Genomic DNA, 19,866 nt, shown 5'->3' with positions numbered 1-19,866 from the left:
GGCGGTCAGAAGCGTGGCGCCCGCACGCCGTGACGCGCCGGCTCAGCGCGGCGGCGGTGGCGGCGGGTACGCGGTGGGGTGCGGGACCTGACCACCGGGGTGCGGCTGCTGCTGACCGGCCCAGGGCTGCGGCTGCTGCTGGCCGCCGGCCCAGGGCTGGGGTTGTTGCTGGCCGGGCCAAGGCTGCTGCTGACCGGCCCACTGCTGGGGCTGCCCTGACAGCGGCGGGGCCTGCGGAGGCTGGGGTGGCTTGATCATGCGCTGCAGCAGGCGCTCCAGCGGACCCTGCCCGAGCGTGAGCTGCCAGACCGTGGCGAACACCATCGAGCCCACCACGAGCGCGATCAGCGGTCGGTTCGAGGTGGGGTTGTACACGGCCTCGTTGCCGAGCATCCGGATGACGACGATGTGCGCCGAGTACACCGTCAGCGACAGCGCGCCCATCGCCGAGACCGGGGTGAGGATCACGCGCAACGGTGCGACCGCCGTCGTGAGCAGCAGGCACAGACCGAGCACCGCGACCGCCACGCCGACGTTGCCGATCATCTCGAAGCTGGTGTTGGAGTGCGGCTCGATCGTGACCAGGTCCTGCGTCAGGCCGGTGGTGCTGCGCTCCAGGGCGAGCCCGGGCAGGTATCCGGCGGCGGCGACGAGCGCGCCCCCGACCAGCAGCCCGAGCTGGGTGGTCCACCGCTGCAACGGCATCCGCCCGACCGCGAGCCCGACCAGGATGTAGAGCAGCCAGGACAGGGCGGGGTAGTAGCCCGACCACAGGTCGGCGACGACCGGGATGATCAGCGCGATCTGACCGACCTCGGTGAACGCGTAGACGTCGGGCGAGGTGCCCCCCAGCACCGCGTGGCGGGTGAGCAGCACCAGGGTGGGCATGACCAGGGCGACGGCGGCCGCGGCGGCGAGCAACGCCGTCGGACGCAGCCTCAGGAACGGGATGGCGAGCACGAACAGCAGCGCGTACGCACCGAGGATGATCGCGACGGGCGTCCCCATCGCGGTGAGGATCCAGCCGAGCACCAGCAGGATCGCCGACCGCTTCAGCAGCCGGATGCGCTGGGTCCGGTACTCGGCGGGGTCGCCGCCGGCGTACGCCCGCTTCGTCATGAAGGCCAGGCCGGCCCCGGCGAGCGTCGCGAACAGGGCGGAGGGGCGGCCGTCGGCGATCCAGAACCAGCCGGTGGTCGAGAACAGCTCGGTGCTGCGCTCCAGGCCCAGGTGGGCGACGAACATGCCGAGGATCGCGAGGCCGCGCGCGGTGTCGACACCGACGATGCGCACCTTCTTCTGCTTCGGCAGCGTCGGGGCGGGCGCGGTCGTGGTCGACATGCCGCACAGGTTAACGATCCGCCCGGTCGCGTCCGGTCGACGTGACGGGCAGAAGGCCCCGGTCCTACCCTGGGGCATGGCCGACTGGGACGACGTGGACCGGGTCGCAGCAGCGCTGCCGGGGACCGAGCGGGGGACCTCCTACGGCAACCCCTGCTGGAAGGTGCGCGGCAAGACCTTCGTGTGGCACCGCCCGCTGGGCAAGAAAGACCGGGCGGACCTGGGCGAGGACGCACCCGACGGCGAGATCCTCGCCGCCCGTGTCGACGACCTGGGGGAGAAGGAGGCGATCCTCGGCACGCCCGGGCCGTGGTTCACGATCCCGCACCTGGAGGGTTTCGCGGCGGTGCTGGTGCGGCTCGACGACGCCACCACCACCCAGGTCGCCGACCTGGTGCTCGACGCGTGGCGCGCGATGGCACCCGCGAGCCTCGTGGCCGAGCACCGCGAGGACTGATTTCGCCCGTGCCGACCGCCCACGGTGACCGCCACCGCGCACTAGCGTGAGGTCATGAGCGCGGACTACGTGCACGGGCACCACGCCAGCGTGATGCGCTCGCACACCTGGCGCACAGCCGAGAACTCGGCCGGCTACCTGCTCCCGTACCTGGAGCCCGAGATGGACGTGCTCGACGTCGGCTGCGGGCCGGGCACCATCACGGTCGATCTCGCCAGCAGGTTGCCGGGCGGTCGCGTCATCGGCATCGACACCTCGCGCGACGTGCTCGGCAAGGCCGCCGAGCTCGCCGTCGCCCGCGGTGTGGAGAACGTGCAGTTCGAGCAGGCGGACGTCACGGGGCTGCCCTACTCGGACTCCTCCTTCGACGTGGTGCACGCCCACCAGGTGCTGCAGCACCTGTCCGACCCGGTGGCGGCGCTCCGTGAGATGCGGCGTGTGCTGCGCCCCGGCGGCGTGCTCGGGGTGCGCGACGCCGACTACGGCGGCATGCGATGGTTCCCCGAGAGCGACGGGCTCGACCGGTGGCTCGGGCTCTACCAGCGACTGACCAGCCACCACCACTCCGACGCCGGGCGGCGGCTGCTGTCCTGGACGCTGGAGGCAGGCTTCGAGGACGTGACCCCCAGCGCCGGTGTCTGGTGCTTCGCCGAGCCCGACGACCGCGACTGGTGGTCGACGACGTGGGCCGAGCGGGTGCTGCACTCCAGCTTCGCGAGCCATGCCACCGACGGCGGGTACGCCAGCTCCGAGGAGCTGACCGAGCTGGCCCAGGCCTGGCGCGACTGGGCGGCGCAGGACGACGCCTGGTTCGTCGTCGTGCACGGTGAGGTCCTCGCACGCCGCTGAGCCGGCGCCGGCGACGTCCAGCCCGTCGTGCCCCGATACCCTCAGCACCATGCGCATCGCACGCTTCACCACCGGGGACGACCCTCGCTACGCCGTCGTCGAGGAGGGCAGCGACGATCTCGTCGTGCTGACGGGCGACCCGCTCTACAGCGCGCTCGAGCCCACCGGGCAACGGGTGCCGCTCGAGGGCGCACGGCTGCTCGCCCCGATCATCCCGCGGAGCAAGGTCATCGGGATCGGCCGGAACTACGCCGAGCACGCGGCCGAGCTCGGCAACGAGGTCCCGCCCGAGCCGATCGTGTTCCTCAAGCCCAACACCTCCGTCGTCGGGCCTGACGACCCGGTGGTGCCACCGGCCTACACGAGCCACGTCGAGCACGAGGCCGAGCTCGCCGTCGTGATCTCCCGGATCTGCAAGGACGTGCCGGCCGAGCGTGCCTCCGACGTGATCCTGGGCTACACCGCCGCCAACGACTTCACCGCGCGCGACGTGCAGCGCTCCGACACCACGTGGACCCGGGGCAAGGCGTGGGACACCTCGTGCCCGCTCGGTCCCTACCTCGTGATGGACCTCGACGTCAGCGACCTGCGGGTGCGCTGCTGGGTCGACGACGAGCTCCGCCAGGACGGCTCGACCTCCCAGATGATCACCTCCGTGCCGGAGCTGGTCTCGTACGTGTCGGGCATCTTCACGCTGCTCCCGGGCGACGTGATCCTGACCGGGACGCCCGCCGGTGTCGGCCGCGTCGAGCGCGGGCAGCGCGTCAGGGTCGAGATCGAGGGCATCGGCGCGTTCTCGAACCCGGTGATGGGCCGCTAGCGAACTACGCTGGGGCACCGTGACCCATGCTGCCCCCTCCGCCGCCTCCGCCGTTCGTGTCCGGTTCTGCCCGTCCCCGACCGGCACCCCGCACGTCGGGCTGATCCGCACCGCGCTGTTCAACTGGGCGTTCGCCCGCCACGTCGGGGGCACGTTCGTGTTCCGGATCGAGGACACCGACGCCGCGCGCGACAGCGAGGAGTCCTACGCCCAGCTGCTCGACGCGCTGCGCTGGCTCGGGCTCGACTGGGACGAGGGTGTCGAGGTCGGCGGCCCGCACGAGCCGTACCGGCAGAGCCAGCGGATGGACATCTACGCCGACGTCGCGCGCCGGCTGCTCGAGGCGGGTCACGCGTACGAGTCCTTCTCCACACCGGAGGAGATCGAGGCGCGCCACCGCGCCGCCGGTCGAGACCCCAAGCTCGGCTACGACGGCTTCGACCGCGACCTCACCGAGGAGCAGCGGTCCGCCTTCCGAGCCGAGGGGCGCGAGCCGGTGCTCCGGATCCGGATGCCGGAGGACGGCATCACGTTCACCGACCTCGTCCGCGGCGAGATCACCTTCGCCGCCGGCACCGTGCCGGACTTCGTCATCGTGCGCGGCAACGGCGCGCCGCTGTACACGCTGGTCAACCCGGTCGACGACGCGCTGATGGGGATCACGCACGTGCTGCGCGGCGAGGACCTGCTGTCCTCGACGCCGCGCCAGATCGCGCTCTACCGGGCGCTTCTCGAGATCGGTGTCGCCGAGGTGATCCCGGAGTTCGGGCACCTGCCGACCGTGACGGGGGAGGGCAACAAGAAGCTCTCCAAGCGCGCGCCGGAGTCGAACCTGTTCCTGCACCGGGAGCGCGGCTTCATCCCCGAGGGGCTGCTGAACTACCTGGCCCTGCTCGGCTGGTCGATCTCGCCCGACAACGACATCTTCTCGAGCACCGAGATGGTGACCGCGTTCGACATCTCCCAGGTCAACCCCAACCCGGCGCGGTTCGACCTGACCAAGGCCGAGGCGATCAACGCCGCACACCTGCGGCTGCTGACCGCCGACGACTTCCGGGACCGCCTGGTGCCCTACCTGAAGGCCGCCGGACTCGTGCAGGCCGACACCTTCGCCGAGCTGACGCCGGAGCACCAGGCGCTGCTGACGGCCGCCGCCCCGCTGGTCCAGGAGCGCATGACGCTGCTGGGCGAGGCTGCGGGGATGCTCGGCTTCCTGCTCGTCGACGACGACCAGGTCGTGGTGGAGGAGGAGGCCCGCGCCGGTCTGCGCGAGGAGGCCGCCCAGGTCCTCGACGTCTCGATCGAGGTGCTCGAGCGCCTGGACGACTTCTCGCCGCAGGCGCAGCAGGACGCGCTGCGGCTCGCGCTCGTGGAGGGCCTGGGCATCAAGCCGCGGTTCGCGTTCGCGCCGTTGCGCACCGCCGTGACCGGCCGTCGCGTGTCGCCGCCGCTGTTCGAGTCGATGGAGATCCTGGGCAAGGACTCCTCACTCACGCGCCTCCGGGCGCTGCGGGCGTCGCTGTAGTGGTCGCGCCACCGATGTCGGACGGCGGAGCTCACCTGGTGGCGGTCTCGCGCGTCTTCGAGGTGCGCGAGACCGATCGGCCGGGCTACCTGACCGGCATCGACAAGCGCCCCGTGCCCGGTCCGGCGGCGGTGGGCCAGCTCGGCGTCGAGGGCGACGAGCAGGTGGACCGGGTCAACCACGGTGGGCCCGACAAGGCCGTGTACGCGTATGCGTCCGAGGATCTCGCGCGGTGGTCCGGCGAGCTCGGCCGTGACCTCGGACCGGGCATGTTCGGCGAGAACCTCACGACGGCGGGTGTGGACGTCACCGGCGCCGTGATCGGCGAGCGCTGGGCGGTCGGCGACGGCGGGCTGCTGCTGGAGGTCACCATGCCTCGCACCCCCTGCTACAAGTTCGCGCACAAGATGGGGGAGCGCCGCTGGATCAAGCGGTTCAGTGCCGCGGGTGCCCCCGGTGCCTACCTGCGGGTGCTGCAGCCCGGTCCGGCGGCAGCGGGGGACCGCATCGAGGTGCGGGACCGCCCCGCGCACGGTGTCTCCGTCGGCGCGATCTTCGGCGACCCGCAGCCGGAGGCGATGGCGGCGCTGCAGCGCGCCGAGGCCGACGGTCAGGTCCGGCTCGGACAGCCGGTGCGCGACCTGATCACCTTCGTGCTCGATCGCGCGGCGGGATCGGCATGAGCGGCGCTCGCCCCGTGCGCGGTGTGCTGTTCGACGTCGACGACACCCTCGTCGACACCGCGTCGGCGTTCTCGGCCGCCCTGATCGCCGCGATGGGCGAGCTGACGACCCTCTCGGAGGCCGACGCCGATCGGATGGTCTCGACCTGGCGTGCGGACGCCGGCGGCCACTACCGCGCGTTCGTCGCCGGTCGGCTCTCGATCGTGCAGCAACGGCGCAAGCGGGTCGACGAGCTCACCGCGGTGCTCGGGCTGGGCGCGCTGGACGACGAGGCGTTCGCCGCCTGGGACAGCAGCTACCAGGAGCGGTTCGCGGCCGCCTGGGTGCTCTTCGAGGACGCCCGGTCCTGCGTCGCGCAGGCGGTCGACGCCGGGCTCGCGGTCGGCGTCGTCACCAACGCCCCGGGCGAGCTGCAGCGCGCGAAGATCGCCGCCGTCGGGCTCGCCGACCTGCTGACCGAGGTCGTCGCCGTGGACAGCGTCGGCGTCGGCAAGCCGGACCCGGCGATCTTCCACGAGGGCTGCCGGATGCTGGGCACCGCGCCCGAGGAGACCATCTACGTCGGTGACGAGCTGGACATCGACGCCGGGGCCGCCGTCGGGGCGGGTCTGACCGGTGTCTGGATCGACCGCCCCGGGCGTCGCCGCGGTGGTCCGCACGCCGTGACGGACGAGCGGCTGGCGGCGGCGCGGGCGGCCGGCGTCGAGGTGATCGCCTCGCTCGCCGAGCTCCCGAGGCTCTGGCAGCAGCCCGGTTCCGAGGCGTGATGATGGTCACGCCGCCCGATTTCGGTCCCAGCCCATGCTCCGGTATTGTTGCCTGCCGGTACGACCTACGGGTTGCGCACGCATGCGTGCGTCCACTCGGCGGTCATACCCCCATGGGGTATGGTGTAATTGGCAGCACGACTGTTTCTGGTACAGTTAGTCTAGGTTCGAGTCCTGGTACCCCAGCGGTCAGCATCGACCTGCCTAGCAGGTATGGTGTTCCACCGTTGCTCGGCCCCGTCGTCTAGTGGCCTAGGACGCCGCCCTCTCAAGGCGGTAGCGCCGGTTCGAATCCGGTCGGGGCTACACCAGAAGGCCCCCGCTCAGCGAGCGGGGGCCTTCGTCGTCGCCGGACTCACGCGAGCACCGCGCCGACGGCGATCTCGAGCGTCCGTCTCTCGGCGGCCGGCGATGGCTCTGCGCGGGGCATAGCGCGGTCCAGTGCGAGACCGTTGACGACGGTGAGCAGGAACGCTGCGTCGTCGGTGTGCTCGGGCCTGGCGAGCGCCCCCTCGGACGCGAGGATGCTCAGCCAGTGCTCGATGCGCCCTCGGACGGCTCGCTCGGACGCCGCGAACGCCGCACGTACGTCATCGGTGGGCTCAGGCGCGACGAACGTCTCGTAGGCGACGGCCCAGCTCGCCCGGGCGTCGTTGCCCACCCCTATCGGCGCGAGCAGCTGCTGCAGGCAGCGGACGAGCCGCTCGTGCGAGGGCAGCGACGTGTCGTGGATCGGGTCGCCCGGCGTCAGATCCGCGTAGAACTTCTCGAGCACGGCCTCCTGGAGGTCGCGCTGAGTGGGGAAGTGGAACCGGAGCGAGCCGGTGCTCACGCCCGCGCGGGCGGCAACCGCTCGGACGCTCAACCGCGCCGTGATGTCGTCCGCCAACATCTCGGCCGCCGCCTGCAGCACCTTCTCCCGTGACCCCATCGAGCCTCCGTCCCGCGCGCATCGTGTCTCCGGAATAACTAGCACAGTGTGTCAGTTAGCGCCACTATCACAGTGTGTTAGTAGCCCAGAGCGCGGCGCTTCGCGCTCACGACATCAGGAGAGGATCATGACGACGACGACTCGGGCCACCAGGGGTGTGCCCGTACCGCAGGGCGTGGAGTATCACCGAGTGCTGGTGGGGGAGAAGCGGCGGATCGGCCGCGGCATCCTCGCGATCGTGCTGCTCCTCGCCGGCCTGTTCGGCTCCGGCGCCGTGCTCTACGAGGTGGGTGTGTGGATCGACGGTCTCATACGCCCGGACGGCGACGTGGGCCCGGGACTCACCCCCGTGACCCAGACCCTGAGCTTGCTGTCGGTGGCGCTCATGATCCCCTGGAGCATGCTCATCCAGCGCTGGCTCTACGGCGTGCGAGGCGCCAGCCTGCACTCGGTGATCTCCTCGTTCCGGTTCGACCTGTTCGGCCGTGCGTTGCTCATCCTCGTTCCGCTGTTCTTCATCGCCACCGCGATCCACGAGTACTCCAGGCCGTTCGGCACCGTGCACTGGTCGCCCACCGACATCATCGGCGTCCTCCTCGCCAGCGTTCTGCTGGTACCCCTGCAGGCCACCGGCGAGGAGTACGGCTTCCGTGGACTGGTGTTCCGGGTCGCCGCGAGCTGGGGTCGCGGTCGCGTCACCTCGCTGCTGCTGGGCATCGGCGTCTCGACGGCCGTGTTCTCAGCCATCCACGTCGCGAGCGACCCGTGGTGGAACGTCTTCTACGTCGCGGTCTCGACCGTCACGGCCTATGCCACCTGGCGCACGGGCGGGATCGAGATCGCCGCGATCATCCACTCGGCCGTCAACCTTTCCACGTTCATCTTCTGGATCGCGCTCAACGCCGACCTAGCCGAGCGCTTCGACCGGTCCCCGGGTGGGGTCACGCCCGGCCTGATGATCCCGGTGCTGGTGATCCTGATCGGCGTCACCGTCGTGGTCTGGTTCCGGACCCGACGCACCGGCCCGGCCCTGACGCCGTCGGAACCGTCCGCGACCGGGAGCGACGATCGCACTCCCGTCGGCGCCCTCACCTGACCGAGCGCAGTGCCGCGACGGCGTGGGACCGTCGTGAGGCTCGACGTCAGAACGCGGAGAGCCTGATCTGCGAACGGTCCTCGGTGGCCACCAGCACGTCCAGCAGCATCCGTTCCATCGCCAGCCGCTGCTCGGCGGCGTCGGGTGCCGACCACAGGTTGTGCTGCTCGTGCGGGTCCTGGCGGAGGTCGTAGAGCTCGCCGTCGCGCTGGCGGGCGGTCGCCGGCGCGCCGTGGTGGACCACGATCTTCCAGTCGCCGTGCCGCAGCATCGTGGTGTGCACCGGTGGGTCGTAGGGCCAGCAGCTGTTGCGGTACTCGGAGAGCACCCAGTCCCGGTCGTCGAAGCCGCCACCGGTCCACAACGGGGACAGGTCGCGACCCTGCTGCCGTGGCATCGGGTCCAGGCCCGCAGCCGCCAGCAACGTCGGCGCCAGGTCGATCCACTCCACCAGCTCCTCGCGCACGGTGCCCTCAGGGATCCGGCCCGGCCACCGCACGAGCAGCGGCACCCGGACGGAGCAGTCGAACATCATCGGCCCCTTGAGCATCATCTGGTGGTCGCCGAGCATCTCGCCGTGATCGCTCGTGAACACGACGACGGTGTCCTCGGCCAGCCCCTCGCGCTCGAGCGCGTCGAGGATCCGGCCCACCTCGTCGTCGATCAGCGTGACCATCGCGTAGTAGTGGGCGATGACGTCCTGGACCTCCGCGGGGGAGTAGTCCACGAAGCCGCGGTCGGCGCCGGCGTAGGAGGCTCTCGACGCCTCGGTGTAGATCGCGGGCTTGGTCGACAGGTCCGAGGTGATGGGCGCCGGCAGCGTCCCGGCGTCGTAGCGGTCCCGGTACGCGGACGGTGATCCGAAGCCGTGGTGGGGGTCGAAGAAGTTGACCACGAAGCAGAACGGCTTGTCGTGATCGCGACCCGAGGTGAGGAACTCGATCGTCTCCTCACCGATCCAGCGGCTGTAGTGCTGCTCGGTCGGGAGCCGGTCGATGGCCCCGTTGCCGCCCTGCTCCACGGCGGCGTCGAGCACCCCGGGGAAGTGCTGCTCGAGCCAGTCGTGGTAGGCGTTCTGGCCCCGCACGTACGGGTCGTGCGACCACCGGAAGGTCCGGAACCCGTCGGCGATCCGCGGCTCGACCCGACCGTGCTGGGCGGCGCCCAGATGGAACTTGCCGACGAGCCCGCAGTCGTAGCCCGCATCGGCCAGCACCTGCGTGAACAGCTGCTCGTCCGGGTTGATGTCGACGCCGTTCGCCCACAACCCGTGGTTGTGCACGTACCGCGAGGTCATCAGGCTCGCCCTCGAGGGCGCGCACACCGACGACTGCGTGTAGCACCCGGTGAACCGGGCGCCCTGGGCGGCGAGCCGGTCGAGGTGGGGCGTGCTGATGTGAGGGTTGCCCGCCCCACCCAGCGCGTCGTAGCGCTGCTGGTCGGTGCTGATGAGCAGGATGTTCGGCCGGGTCATGGGTCTCCGTCGCGTGGGCGTGGGTGGTGGCAAGGTCGGGCAGGTTCACGGGTCGTCACGACTTCACGGCGCCGGCGATCCCCTCGACGAAGTAGCGCTGCAGCACCAGGAACAGCGCCAGGATCGGCAGCAGCGACAGCGACGCCGCCGCTGCGAGGCCGGACCAGTCGGTGGAGTTCGTCCCCTGGAAGGCCAGCATGCCGACCGCGAGCGTGCGGTTCTGCGGCGTGCTGAACGTGAACACCAGCGGCAGGAAGAAGTTGTTCCACGTCGCCAGGAACGTCAGCACCACGACCGTGGCGGTGATCGGTCCCGACAGCGGCAGCATGATTCGCAGGAAGGTGCGCAGGAACCCGGCACCGTCGACGACGGCCGCCTCCTCCAGCTCCTTCGGCACCTTGGCGTAGAAGCCCGCGTAGAGCAGCACCGCGGCGACGTGCCCACCGCCCGCCAGCGCCAGGATCAGGCCGAGATGGGAGTTCAGCAGGCCGAGGACGTCGCTGAGCTCGACCACCGGCACGACGAACAACCCGGTGGGGATGAACATCGTGGCCGCGAGGACACCCACGATCAGGCGCCGGCCGACGAAGCGGTAGCGAGCGATCACGTACCCGGCTGCCGCGCAGCGCACGACGACGATCACCACGGTCCCGACCGTGACGAGGACCGAGTTGACCATGTACCGCGCGAAGCCGGCCTCGTCCCAGGCGCGCGAGTAGTTCTCCCACTGCCAGCTCTCGGGCCACAGCGACAGCCCCGACCCGAAGATGCCCGTGGCGTCCTTGACCGAGGCCGACAGGATCCACAGCAGCGGGTAGATCCACGCGAGCGCGACGGCGGAGAGGACGATGGTCTGCAGCCAGCGGAGCGTGCGCCGCGACACCGGCGCCCTCATGCGTCCGCCCCCTTGCCGCGGACCAGCCGGACGAGAAGGAGCATCACTCCCACCACCAGCACGGTGAAGACCCCGAACAGCACGCCGAGCGCGGCCGCGTAGCCGAGGTTTGGGTTCGAGGCGGCGAAGGCCTGCTGGTAGATGTACACCTCGGTCACGAGCGTCGAGAAGAACGGGCCGCCGCCGGTCATCGTGAGCACGAGGTCGAAGATCTGCATGGTCTCGACCACGGTGAGCATCCCGATGATCACGACGAACGGCACGAGCAGCGGCATCGTGATGTGGGTGAAACGCCGCCAGGCTCCGGCGCCGTCGATCGCGGCCGCCTCGTACAGGTCCACGGGGACGGTCTGCAGCGCGGCCAACCAGTAGATCATCGTGATGCCGAGCCACTTCCAGACGTGCACCACCATCACCGACGACAACGCCGTGTCGGAGCTGCCGAGGAAGTCGACCGCCGGCATCCCGACCAGCTCCAGGGCGGCGTTGACGGGCCCGGATGAGGGGTCGAGCACGAACCCCATGACGATCCCGACGATGGCGGTGGTCGCCACGACAGGGATGAAGAACGCGGTCCGCAGCAGCCGGGCCAGTGGCAGCCGGGGATTGTTCAGCATGATGGCCAGGAGCAGCGCGGCCGCCAGCCGGATCGGGACCGTGACCACGATCACGAGCACCGTGACACGCACCGAGCCCCAGAACAGCGGATCGCTGAAGGCACGTTCGTAGTTCGCCAGCCCCGTGAAGGTGCGGTCGACACCGAGACCGCGCCACTCGAGCATCGAGTAGAAGATGCTCGAGACGCTCGGCCAGATCGTGTACATGCCGAAAAGCACCAGGGTGGGCAGCACGAACACGTACACCCAGCGGCTGACGCGCCGGCCCCGGGGCGGACCGGGCGCGTGCGCGATGGTGGCTGCCACCTCAGTACCGATCGGCGGAGTAGTCCGTCCCCAGCTCGTAGTCGGTGAAGACCCAGTCGTCGAGCGAGACCTCCGTCCCCGCGGCCACGACCACGTCGATGGCGCGGTCACGCTCTGCCGCGAGGGCGTCGCTGAAGGTCTTGAGCGCGGTCTGGGGATCGTCGATGTCGCCACCGACGCAGCCCTGCACGATCTCGCCGAGGTTGGGGCGGATCTCCTCCATCTCGGCGATGACGGCGCCGACGCCGGGGTTGCGCACCAGCGGGCTCGGTGCGAGCCGGCACCAGTCCGAGAAGATCTCGATCGCCCGCGAGTACGTGGGGTCGACGTCGGCGCCTGCGACGACCGAGAGGTCGGCCGGTGGCTGGTCCATGTTCCCGGCGAGCGCCTGCGCGAACTCCGGGGTGGCCAGCAGCGAGAACAGCGCGCTGACCCCCTCGCCGTGCCCGCTCGTGCTCGACTGCCAGAACTGGCCGGACGAGGGGCCGCGGGCGGAGTAGCCCGCGCCGTCGGGGGTGGGCATGTTCGTGACGCCGACGCGGGGCAGGAAGTCGGCGAACTGGCCGGCCAGGACTCCGGAGTTCCACGGGCCGTCGAAGAACACGGCCGCCTCGCCGGCGGCCCAGCGTGCTCGCGCCTCCCTCGCGTCCAGGGACGTCGAGGCCGGCAGCATGGCCCCGTCGGTGACCAGGGACTGGAGGAACTCCAGCGCCTGCAGGAAGCCCTCCCCGTGGAAGACGTACTCCCCGGTGCTCGGGTCGGTGATGTCCGCAGGGTTGACGCCGGCCGTGTTGAGCGCGAGCGCCTGCCCGGCGCCCTGTGCGAGATCCACCAGCTGTTCCTGCAGACGCCCGTCGAAGGCGATGTTCCAGGCCCAGCCCGCCGTCTGCCCGCCTGCACCGATCTCACGCAGGATGCGGCGGAACTCGTCCCAGGTCTGGGTCGCGGCCTCGGGGTCGCCGCCTGCCCTCTCGAGCTGCTCGACATCGAACCAGGCCAGCGTCGAGTGCTGCTGGTGGGAGAAGATCGGGACCGAGTAGACGTCGCCGTCGAAGGTGTGGACGCCCTCGAAGAGGCTGGCCGACGTCGACGCCTGGGCGTCGGCGCCCAGGGTGACCGGCGAGATCAACCCGCGCGCGACCAGTGCGGGCGTGGGGATGCCCGTGAGGTTGCTGAAGACGTCGGGCATCTGGTCGCTGCCGAGCGCGAGCTGCAGCGCCTGGCCCATCTCGTTCGGGTTGTAGACGGTGCGCTCGACCTCACCGTCCGCACCCGACGACCAGGTGTCGAAGATGCCCTGCAGGGCTCCTTCCAGCGGCTCGAAGTGGTCCCACCACTGCAGCGCACCGCCGGACGCGGGCGGTGGCGTCGAGCCCGAGCTCCCGGACGTCGAGGAGCGACTGCAGGCGGCGAGCGCGGCGAGCACCGCTGCCGCGGAGCCGCCGAGAACCATGCGTCGACTGGGGGTGTGCACGAGCATCTCCTTCGATGTTCCATCGTTGTACCGGAGCACCGTAGGGGCGTTCCGGCGGGACGGTCAAGCCCGAGATCCTCCATCAACGGTTGAGCAGCAGTCCTCCCGACCAATCTGCTGACACGACGGCAACGGCGCGATCGGACGCTGCTGATAACCTCGGCGGGGCGGCGATTCATTAGTACGTGGACACATATGGTCAGGAGCCCGAGAGACGTGATGGCGCGACGACGCGGAGCTGCGGCAGTGGCGCTCGACGCCTCGGAGGCGAGGTCGCTGCGCGAGGCGGCGAGTGGGACAGGTGCGGAGGCGGTGCGCGCCCGTGTGGTCCTTCTCGCGGCCGAGGGGCGCAGCAACACCGAGATCGCCGCCATCGCCGGGGTGGCCCGGCAGAGCGTGGTCAGCTGGCGTCGTCGGTACGCCGCCGACGGCATGGCCGGGCTTCGTGACCGGCGGCGCAGCGGCCGTCCGCCCCGGGTCGACGCCTGGAGGATCGTGCTCGCATCCCTGACGGCGCCGGAGGGCGCCGACCGGTGGACCTCCCGGTCGTTGGCGGCGTCGCTCGGCGTCGGCGCGGCCACCGTGGTGCGGGCGTGGCAGGCCCACGGGGTGCAGCCGCTCGCGAACGGGCGCCTGCGGCTGCTGTGCGAGCCGCCACTCGAGGTCGACGTGCTCGAGGAGGTCGACCGCGACGACCAGGGCGTGACCCTCCGACCGCACCCGCGAGGTGAGCGGCTACGCCTCGTGCCGCCCGAGCACGCGTCGTCAGGCACGCACGTGGCGCCGAGCACGACCACCTGGCGAGGCATGGCGCGCGTCGTCGGCGTGCTGCACGACCGGACGAGCGAGGCGACACGGGAGCGGGGCGACGCGGCGGAACCAGCCCGGCGAACCCCCAACCGTCCAGACACTTATGAAGCGCCGTCGAGCGCCCGGGTGACGATGCGCGAGGTCGCCGCGGACGCAGGCGTGTCGATGAAGACCGTCTCGAACGTCCTCACCGGCGCCAAGCGCGTCGCTCCCGACACCCGTGCCCGGGTCGAGCAATCGATCGATCGGCTCGGCTACCAGCTCAACACCGCGGCGCGTCACCTGCGCACCGGCCGCCGCGGCACGGTGGTCCTGGCGGTCCCGGAGTTCCGCGTCAACTACTTCGCCGAGCTGGCGGAGCAGCTGATCGACGCCGCCGCGGCGCGAGGCGTCACCATCCAGGTGCAGGTCACCCGGGGCCAGCGGGAGCGTGAGCTGGAGATCATGGCGACCGCGCGGGGGCTGGCCGACGGCGTCATCATGGTCGGCCAGGGCATGACGGAGGCGGACCTTCGGGGGCTGTCGGGCGGGGGTCCGTTCGTGCTGCTCGGGGAGAACATCAGCGGCACCGCCGTGGACCACATCACGATCAGCAACGCCGGCGCGGCCCGCACCGCGATGACCCACCTGCTGGCCTCGGGTCGACGTCGGGTGGCGTTGCTGGGCACGGGGAGCACCGCCGTGGCTGCTGCGCGTGTGCGCGGCGCGCGCGAGGCGGCGGCAGAGCACGGCGTCGAGCTGCTGCCGGAGCTGATGGTGGGCTCCGGGCCGTGGCACCGGGACGCGGGGGAGCGCGCCACCGCCGAGCTGATCGAGAGCGGTGCCGTGTTCGACGCGATCCTCGGGTTCAACGACGAGCTGGCGCTGGGTGCCGCACGCGCGCTGCTGACGCACGGCATCGACGTGCCGACGGACGTCGCCCTGGTGGGTTTCGACAACTCCCGCGACGCCGCCTACTCCACGCCGAGCCTGACCTCGATCGCCCCGGACATGGCGCACATCGCACGTCGTGCCCTCGAGCTGATCGAGGAGCGGCAGCGGCACCCGGGCGTCGGTCGGGGGGCGGAGCCCGCCCACGTCATCGCGCCTCACACGCTGGCCGTGCGCGAGTCCGCCCCCTGACGCGCGACCTCAGCCGCAGTCGGCCGCGCCGGTCACGGGTGCCTGCAGCGTCACCGTGCTCGGGGTGACCAGCACGCGATAGCGGCTGCCGGTGACGAGCCCGTGCGGCTCGAGCGCGGCGTCGAGCGCGCGCCAGGCGTCCGCCTCGTCGGTGAGGGCGCCGTCGTAGGTGATCGAGGCACCCTCCGGCTCCGCGGCGAGCACGGAAGCGGCCAGACCGGCGGGCGGTTCGCCGTCGGGCATCTCGATCCCGACGGTGACCGTGATCGGGCCGTGGCCGGGCGCCGCCTCGTAGGTGCGGACGACCGAGCCGTCCCACGGGCGGCCGTCGGCCGCCATCCGGGTACGGACCTGAGCGCTGAGATCGACGACGGCGTGGCCGATCTCGCTCTCGTCCCGCACGCTCGTGCTGAGCTGGGCCAGACGCGTGGGCGGGAGCGGGTGGAGCTGGAGCGTGCGGGTGGTCATCTGGAGTCCCTCTTCGATGGATCGGAGACGACGCTGCACCTCACCGAGCGCCACCCGGTCGGCCTCGATCCGCCTCGCCAGCTCGTTCTCCCGAGCCCGCAGGGACTCGAGAAGCCGCGGCGTGGTCAAGGTCGGGTCGAGCAGGTCGCGGATCGCGTCCAGCCCGAAACCGAGCGAGCGCAACGCCGAGATGGCGTGCACCCTCCCGGCCTGGGCGGGCGCGTAGCGGCGGTAGCCGGTGGCGGGGTCGACGCCGGCAGGGCTCAGCAAGCCCTCGGCCTCCCAGTGCCGCAGCATCCGCCGCGATACCCCGGTGCGGTGAGCGAGATCTCCGATGGTCAACATGGCGAGACCGACTCCATCCCGTGACACGGTGTCAAGGTCAACCCCACAACCCCACGCGCGGTCAACCGGTGCGCGAACGCCCCGTGCGCGGTCAACCCCACCCGATTCGAGGTGATCCGCTGCCGCCAAAAGGTCCCCGATCACCTCGACCCGGTGAAAAGGGGCGGGGCAGGGGAGGGGGTCAGCCCTCTTCGGCCTTCTTCAGCACGTCGGAGAGGCGGTTGGCGGCGGCGACCACCGACGCGGCGTGCAGACGACCGGGCTGGCGGCTCATGCGCTCGACGGGACCCGAGACCGAGACCGCGGCGATGACACGGCTGCTCGGGCCGCGCACGGGTGCGCTGACCGAGGCCACCCCGAGCTCGCGCTCGCTCACGCTCTGGGCCCAGCCGCGACGCCGCACGCCGGACAGGATCGTCGCGGTGAACTTGGCGCCCTGCAGACCCCGGTGGAGCCGGTCGGGCTCCTCCCAGGCCAGCAGGATCTGGGCGGCCGAGCCCGCGAGCATCGTCAGCGTCGCACCGACCGGGATCGAGTCGCGCAGACCCATCTGCTTCTCGGCCGCGGCCACGCAGATGCGCTGGTCGCCCTGGCGGCGGTACAGCTGCGCGCTCTCCCCGGTGTGGTCGCGCAGGGCGCCGAGCACGGGTCCGGCCGCAGCGAGCAGACGGTCCTCGCCCGCGGCAGCGGCGAGCTCGCCGAGCCGCGGTCCGAGCACGAAGCGGCCCTGCATGTCGCGGGAGACGAGACGATGGTGCTCGAGGGCGACGGCGAGACGGTGCGCCGTCGGCCGAGCCAGGTGTGTCGATGCGACGAGCTGGGCGAGCGTCGCTGGACCGGCCTCGAGAGCGCTGAGGACGATCGCAGCCTTGTCCAGGACGCCGACTCCGCTAGAGTTGTCCATACCCCGATACTGCCGTCTCGGAGGATGAGACGCAAGTCCGGACTGGGGAGAACCCTCGGACACTGGACGGAACGAAAGGTGGTCGAACGATCATGGCCGGGACACTCGCAGAGAAGGTATGGGCCGAGCACGTCGTACGTCGAGGCGACGACGGTGCCCCTGACCTGCTCTACATCGACCTTCACCTCGTGCACGAGGTGACCAGCCCTCAGGCGTTCGAGGGGCTGCGGCTCGCAGGCCGGCGTGTGCGCCGGCCCGACCTCACGCTCGCGACCGAGGACCACAACACCCCCACCCTCGACATCGATCTGCCGATCGCGGACCTGACCTCGCGGACGCAGATCCAGACGCTGCGCAACAACGCCGCCGAGTTCGGTGTGCGGATCCACTCGCTCGGCGACGCCGACCAGGGGATCGTGCACCAGGTGGGCCCGCAGCTCGGGCTGACGCAACCGGGCATGACCGTGGTGTGCGGCGACTCGCACACCTCGACCCACGGCGCGTTCGGCGCGCTCGCGTTCGGTATCGGCACCTCCGAGGTCGAGCACGTGCTCGCCACGCAGACGCTGCCGCTGGCGCCGTTCAAGACGATGGCGATCAACGTCGAGGGTCAGCTGCCGCCGGGGACCACGAGCAAGGACATCATCCTGGCGATCATCGCCAAGATCGGCACCGGCGGCGGCCAGGGCTACGTCCTGGAGTACCGGGGCGAGGCGATCCGCGCGCTGTCGATGGAGGCGCGCATGACGGTCTGCAACATGTCGATCGAGGCCGGCGCTCGTGCCGGCATGATCGCCCCGGACGAGACCACCTTCGAGTACCTGCGGGGTCGCCCGCACGCGCCCGAGGGTGCGGACTGGGACGCGGCGCTCGAGCACTGGCGCACGCTGCGCACCGATGACGACGCCATTTTCGACGTCGAGATCGAGCTGCGCGCGAGCGACCTGGAGCCCTTCGTCACCTGGGGCACCAACCCCGGGCAGGGGCTGCCGATCTCCGCGACGGTGCCGGTGCCGGAGGAGATCGCCGAGGAGAACGAGCGCGTCGCCGCCGAGCGGGCCATCGAGTACATGGGTCTGATCCCCGGCCAGCCGTTGCGTGAGATCCCGGTCGACACCGTCTTCATCGGCTCCTGCACCAACGGCCGCATCGAGGACCTGCGCTCGGTCGCCAAGGTGTTCCAGGGCCGTCGCAAGAACGACGACGTCCGAGTGCTGGTGGTGCCCGCCTCGGCCCGGGTGCGCCTGCAGGCCGAGGCCGAGGGGCTCGACCAGATCTTCCTGGACTTCGGTGCGGAGTGGCGCAACGCCGGCTGCTCGATGTGCCTGGGCATGAACCCCGATCAGCTGCAGCCGGGGGAGCGGGCGGCGTCCACGTCGAACCGCAACTTCGAGGGGCGGCAGGGCAAGGGTGGCCGGACCCACCTGGTCTCGCCGCTCGTGGCGGCCGCCACCGCGATCCGCGGCACCCTGTCCTCGGTCGCCGACCTCGCTGCCGACGACCCGACGTTCGCCGCGCTCGACGTGGCCGAGCTCGACGGGTCCCCGCTCGCGCCGCTGGACCCGCAGGTCCCGGTCCAGGTCTGAGGAGGATTCCCATGGAGAAGTTCACCACCCACACCGGCATCGGTGTGCCGCTGCGACGCGGCAACGTCGACACGGACCAGATCATCCCGGCCGTCTACCTCAAGCGGGTCACCCGCACCGGCTTCGAGGACGCGCTGTTCTCGGCCTGGCGCAACGACCCCGGTTTCGTGCTGAACCAGGACGCCTACCGCGCGGGCTCGGTGCTGGTCGCCGGTCCCGACTTCGGCACCGGTTCCTCGCGCGAGCACGCCGTCTGGGCGCTCAAGGACTACGGGTTCCGCGTGGTGCTGTCCCACCGGTTCGCCGACATCTTCCGCGGCAACTCCGGCAAGCAGGGGCTGCTCGCAGCTCAGCTCGCGCAGGAGGACATCGAGCTGATCTGGAAGGTCCTGGAGTCCGAGCCGGGGACCGAGGTCACGGTCGATCTGGGTGCCCGCACGGTCACGTGCCGCGACATCGTGGCGCCCTTCCAGGTCGACGACTACACGCGCTGGCGCCTGATGGAGGGCCTCGACGACATCGGCCTGACGCTCGCGCACGAGGAGGACATCACCGCGTTCGAGCAGTCGAGGCCGAGCCACAAGCCCGCCACGCTGCCCGCCAAGCACCTCCCGACGGTCGAGATCAAGGCAGCGCGTCCGATCGCGCTTCCCATCACACCGGTCGGCCGCTGATCCTGGCTCGCTAGCCTGGTCACGTGCTCGACGACGTGTACCTGGCTGCACCGGGCCGCGTGCCACCTGAGGCCGCAGCAGAGTTCGACCTGCTGCTGGCGGAGCTGGACGGCCTGTCCGACGACGCCGGCCCGATCGACCTGACCGGCCGGACCGCGCGCCCGGTTTGGCAGCTGCTGGTCCATGCCGCGGCCACCGGCCGGTTCGCCCTGCACGGGTCGGGCACCACCGACATCCGGATGTTCGAGCCTCGGCAGGCCAACGACGTCGACAGCTTCGGCGACCGCCGTGGCGTCTACGCCGCCGCGGACGGGTTGTGGCCGTTCTACTTCGCCATCGTCGACAGGACGCGCGTCACCTCGCTCCTGAACGCGGCGTTCACGCTGGCCGACCCGGCCACCGGCGCGGAGACCGGCCCGTGGTACTTCTTCTCGGTCGACTCTCCCGACGCCGAGCCGTGGCGTGACGGTGCGGTCTATCTCATGCCCGTCGCCGGCTTCGAGCGTCAACCCGAGCGGGAGCACCCGGCCGGGCGGCTGCGCATCCTGCAGCTCTTCCACCCCGGCGAGGTCCGGCCCGTCGCCGTGGTGCGGGTCCGACCGGCCGAGTTCCCGCTCCTGGACGCGATCCGACATCACGATCAGGCGGTCCTCGGTCAGCGTGCCGTCGCGGATCCGCACGGCTTTCCCTGGCTCTGAGCGCCGGCGCGCCCGCCCCGACGG

At 71.1% G+C, this 19,866-nt stretch carries 19 protein-coding genes and 2 tRNA genes; 13 read left to right on the top strand and 8 right to left on the bottom strand.

The window, feature by feature from the left end; all coding sequences use genetic code 11:
• Positions 1-42 precede the first annotated feature (42 nt).
• Positions 43-1,341, bottom strand: a complete 1,299-nt coding sequence (locus tag GPA04_RS05570) for a heparan-alpha-glucosaminide N-acetyltransferase domain-containing protein (RefSeq protein WP_162458528.1) — start codon at positions 1,339-1,341, stop codon at positions 43-45.
• Positions 1,342-1,417: 76 nt separating this feature from the next.
• Between GPA04_RS05570 and GPA04_RS05565 the strand changes: the two genes are divergently transcribed.
• The 8 genes from GPA04_RS05565 (at position 1,418) to GPA04_RS05530 (ending at position 6,748) form a co-directional block, all read left to right on the top strand.
• Positions 1,418-1,798: an MmcQ/YjbR family DNA-binding protein gene (locus GPA04_RS05565; protein ID WP_156223061.1), complete on the top strand. Its 381-nt coding sequence runs from the start codon at positions 1,418-1,420 to the stop codon at positions 1,796-1,798.
• Positions 1,799-1,852: 54 nt separating this feature from the next.
• Entirely contained in the window at positions 1,853-2,647 is a 795-nt protein-coding gene (locus GPA04_RS05560; protein ID WP_156223060.1) for a class I SAM-dependent methyltransferase, read from the top strand.
• 49 nt (positions 2,648-2,696) lie between these two features.
• Entirely contained in the window at positions 2,697-3,467 is a 771-nt protein-coding gene (locus tag GPA04_RS05555) for a fumarylacetoacetate hydrolase family protein (protein ID WP_156223059.1), read from the top strand.
• Between the two features lie 19 nt (positions 3,468-3,486).
• A complete protein-coding gene (gene gltX / locus GPA04_RS05550) occupies positions 3,487-4,992 on the top strand; it encodes a glutamate--tRNA ligase (RefSeq protein WP_156223058.1) in 1,506 nt (501 codons plus the stop codon).
• A 38-nt stretch (positions 4,993-5,030) separates the two neighbouring features.
• Entirely contained in the window at positions 5,031-5,675 is a 645-nt protein-coding gene (locus tag GPA04_RS05545) for an MOSC domain-containing protein (protein ID WP_241680626.1), read from the top strand.
• Complete coding sequence (locus GPA04_RS05540) at positions 5,672-6,442, top strand: HAD family hydrolase (RefSeq protein WP_156223056.1); 771 nt, start codon at positions 5,672-5,674, stop codon at positions 6,440-6,442. Before GPA04_RS05545 ends, GPA04_RS05540 begins: the two co-directional genes overlap by 4 nt.
• Positions 6,443-6,556: 114 nt before the next feature.
• A tRNA-Gln gene (locus GPA04_RS05535) sits at positions 6,557-6,628 on the top strand.
• 47 nt (positions 6,629-6,675) lie between these two features.
• A tRNA-Glu gene (locus GPA04_RS05530) sits at positions 6,676-6,748 on the top strand.
• A gap of 49 nt (positions 6,749-6,797) precedes the next feature.
• Here the strand turns inward: GPA04_RS05530 and GPA04_RS05525 are convergent.
• Positions 6,798-7,373, bottom strand: coding sequence for a TetR/AcrR family transcriptional regulator (locus tag GPA04_RS05525; protein ID WP_156223055.1), 576 nt, complete (start codon positions 7,371-7,373; stop codon positions 6,798-6,800).
• 127 nt (positions 7,374-7,500) lie between these two features.
• On the opposite strand from GPA04_RS05525, the gene GPA04_RS05520 reads away from it, so the two are divergent.
• Complete coding sequence (locus GPA04_RS05520; protein ID WP_156223054.1) at positions 7,501-8,469, top strand: CPBP family intramembrane glutamic endopeptidase; 969 nt, start codon at positions 7,501-7,503, stop codon at positions 8,467-8,469.
• A gap of 46 nt (positions 8,470-8,515) precedes the next feature.
• On the opposite strand, the gene GPA04_RS05515 is transcribed toward GPA04_RS05520, so the two are convergent.
• From GPA04_RS05515 to GPA04_RS05500, 4 genes are read right to left on the bottom strand one after another with little or no spacing between them, the layout of a single operon-like run.
• Entirely contained in the window at positions 8,516-9,943 is a 1,428-nt protein-coding gene (locus GPA04_RS05515; RefSeq protein WP_156223053.1) for a sulfatase family protein, read from the bottom strand.
• Between the two features lie 55 nt (positions 9,944-9,998).
• Complete coding sequence (locus tag GPA04_RS05510) at positions 9,999-10,838, bottom strand: carbohydrate ABC transporter permease (RefSeq protein WP_156223052.1); 840 nt, start codon at positions 10,836-10,838, stop codon at positions 9,999-10,001.
• The gene (locus GPA04_RS05505; protein ID WP_241680625.1) at positions 10,835-11,761 is read right to left on the bottom strand and encodes a carbohydrate ABC transporter permease; all 927 of its coding nucleotides are present in this window, start codon (positions 11,759-11,761) and stop codon (positions 10,835-10,837) included. The genes GPA04_RS05510 and GPA04_RS05505 overlap by 4 nt, the downstream gene beginning before the upstream one ends.
• Before the next feature lies 1 nt (position 11,762).
• Positions 11,763-13,235: an ABC transporter substrate-binding protein gene (locus tag GPA04_RS05500; RefSeq protein WP_162458527.1), complete on the bottom strand. Its 1,473-nt coding sequence runs from the start codon at positions 13,233-13,235 to the stop codon at positions 11,763-11,765.
• A 219-nt stretch (positions 13,236-13,454) separates the two neighbouring features.
• Between GPA04_RS05500 and GPA04_RS05495 the strand changes: the two genes are divergently transcribed.
• Complete coding sequence (locus GPA04_RS05495) at positions 13,455-15,167, top strand: substrate-binding domain-containing protein (protein WP_206674121.1); 1,713 nt, start codon at positions 13,455-13,457, stop codon at positions 15,165-15,167.
• A 9-nt stretch (positions 15,168-15,176) separates the two neighbouring features.
• Here the strand turns inward: GPA04_RS05495 and GPA04_RS05490 are convergent, their stop codons facing one another.
• Positions 15,177-15,980: a MerR family transcriptional regulator gene (locus tag GPA04_RS05490; RefSeq protein ID WP_156223049.1), complete on the bottom strand. Its 804-nt coding sequence runs from the start codon at positions 15,978-15,980 to the stop codon at positions 15,177-15,179.
• 181 nt (positions 15,981-16,161) lie between these two features.
• Positions 16,162-16,884: an IclR family transcriptional regulator gene (locus GPA04_RS05485; protein WP_156223048.1), complete on the bottom strand. Its 723-nt coding sequence runs from the start codon at positions 16,882-16,884 to the stop codon at positions 16,162-16,164.
• A 92-nt stretch (positions 16,885-16,976) separates the two neighbouring features.
• Here GPA04_RS05485 and leuC point away from each other — a divergent pair, with 92 nt between their 5' ends.
• Genes leuC through GPA04_RS05470 form a run of 3 tightly spaced genes read left to right on the top strand, consistent with a single transcriptional unit; the run spans position 16,977 to position 19,842 of the window.
• Positions 16,977-18,470, top strand: a complete 1,494-nt coding sequence (leuC, locus tag GPA04_RS05480; protein WP_156223047.1) for a 3-isopropylmalate dehydratase large subunit — start codon at positions 16,977-16,979, stop codon at positions 18,468-18,470.
• An 11-nt stretch (positions 18,471-18,481) separates the two neighbouring features.
• The gene (gene leuD, locus GPA04_RS05475) at positions 18,482-19,144 is read left to right on the top strand and encodes a 3-isopropylmalate dehydratase small subunit (RefSeq protein ID WP_156223046.1); all 663 of its coding nucleotides are present in this window, start codon (positions 18,482-18,484) and stop codon (positions 19,142-19,144) included.
• A gap of 23 nt (positions 19,145-19,167) precedes the next feature.
• Positions 19,168-19,842 carry a hypothetical protein gene (locus GPA04_RS05470; RefSeq protein WP_156223045.1) on the top strand — a complete coding sequence of 225 codons (675 nt, stop codon included), beginning with the start codon at positions 19,168-19,170 and terminating at the stop codon, positions 19,840-19,842.
• The last annotated feature ends 24 nt before the right edge of the window (positions 19,843-19,866 follow it).

Source organism: Pseudactinotalea suaedae (genome assembly GCF_009733815.1).
In the GTDB taxonomy this organism is placed as follows: domain Bacteria; phylum Actinomycetota; class Actinomycetes; order Actinomycetales; family Beutenbergiaceae; genus Pseudactinotalea; species Pseudactinotalea suaedae.
The sequence above is the reverse complement of the archived record's forward strand: the minus strand, read 5'-3'. Positions and strand labels throughout refer to the sequence as shown.

What these genes read in the sequence shown, in the direction of transcription:
- GPA04_RS05570 (WP_162458528.1), bottom strand. Translation starts at nt 1,341, where the DNA reads ATGTCGACCACGACCGCGCCCGCCCCGACGCTGCCGAAGCAGAAGAAG.
- GPA04_RS05565 (WP_156223061.1), top strand. Translation starts at nt 1,418, where the DNA reads ATGGCCGACTGGGACGACGTGGACCGGGTCGCAGCAGCGCTGCCGGGG.
- GPA04_RS05560 (WP_156223060.1), top strand. Translation starts at nt 1,853, where the DNA reads ATGAGCGCGGACTACGTGCACGGGCACCACGCCAGCGTGATGCGCTCG.
- GPA04_RS05555 (WP_156223059.1), top strand. Translation starts at nt 2,697, where the DNA reads ATGCGCATCGCACGCTTCACCACCGGGGACGACCCTCGCTACGCCGTC.
- GPA04_RS05540 (WP_156223056.1), top strand. Translation starts at nt 5,672, where the DNA reads ATGAGCGGCGCTCGCCCCGTGCGCGGTGTGCTGTTCGACGTCGACGAC.
- GPA04_RS05525 (WP_156223055.1), bottom strand. Translation starts at nt 7,373, where the DNA reads ATGGGGTCACGGGAGAAGGTGCTGCAGGCGGCGGCCGAGATGTTGGCG.
- GPA04_RS05520 (WP_156223054.1), top strand. Translation starts at nt 7,501, where the DNA reads ATGACGACGACGACTCGGGCCACCAGGGGTGTGCCCGTACCGCAGGGC.
- GPA04_RS05515 (WP_156223053.1), bottom strand. Translation starts at nt 9,943, where the DNA reads ATGACCCGGCCGAACATCCTGCTCATCAGCACCGACCAGCAGCGCTAC.
- GPA04_RS05510 (WP_156223052.1), bottom strand. Translation starts at nt 10,838, where the DNA reads ATGAGGGCGCCGGTGTCGCGGCGCACGCTCCGCTGGCTGCAGACCATC.
- GPA04_RS05495 (WP_206674121.1), top strand. Translation starts at nt 13,455, where the DNA reads ATGGCGCGACGACGCGGAGCTGCGGCAGTGGCGCTCGACGCCTCGGAG.
- GPA04_RS05490 (WP_156223049.1), bottom strand. Translation starts at nt 15,980, where the DNA reads ATGTTGACCATCGGAGATCTCGCTCACCGCACCGGGGTATCGCGGCGG.
- GPA04_RS05485 (WP_156223048.1), bottom strand. Translation starts at nt 16,884, where the DNA reads ATGGACAACTCTAGCGGAGTCGGCGTCCTGGACAAGGCTGCGATCGTC.
- leuC (WP_156223047.1), top strand. Translation starts at nt 16,977, where the DNA reads ATGGCCGGGACACTCGCAGAGAAGGTATGGGCCGAGCACGTCGTACGT.
- leuD (WP_156223046.1), top strand. Translation starts at nt 18,482, where the DNA reads ATGGAGAAGTTCACCACCCACACCGGCATCGGTGTGCCGCTGCGACGC.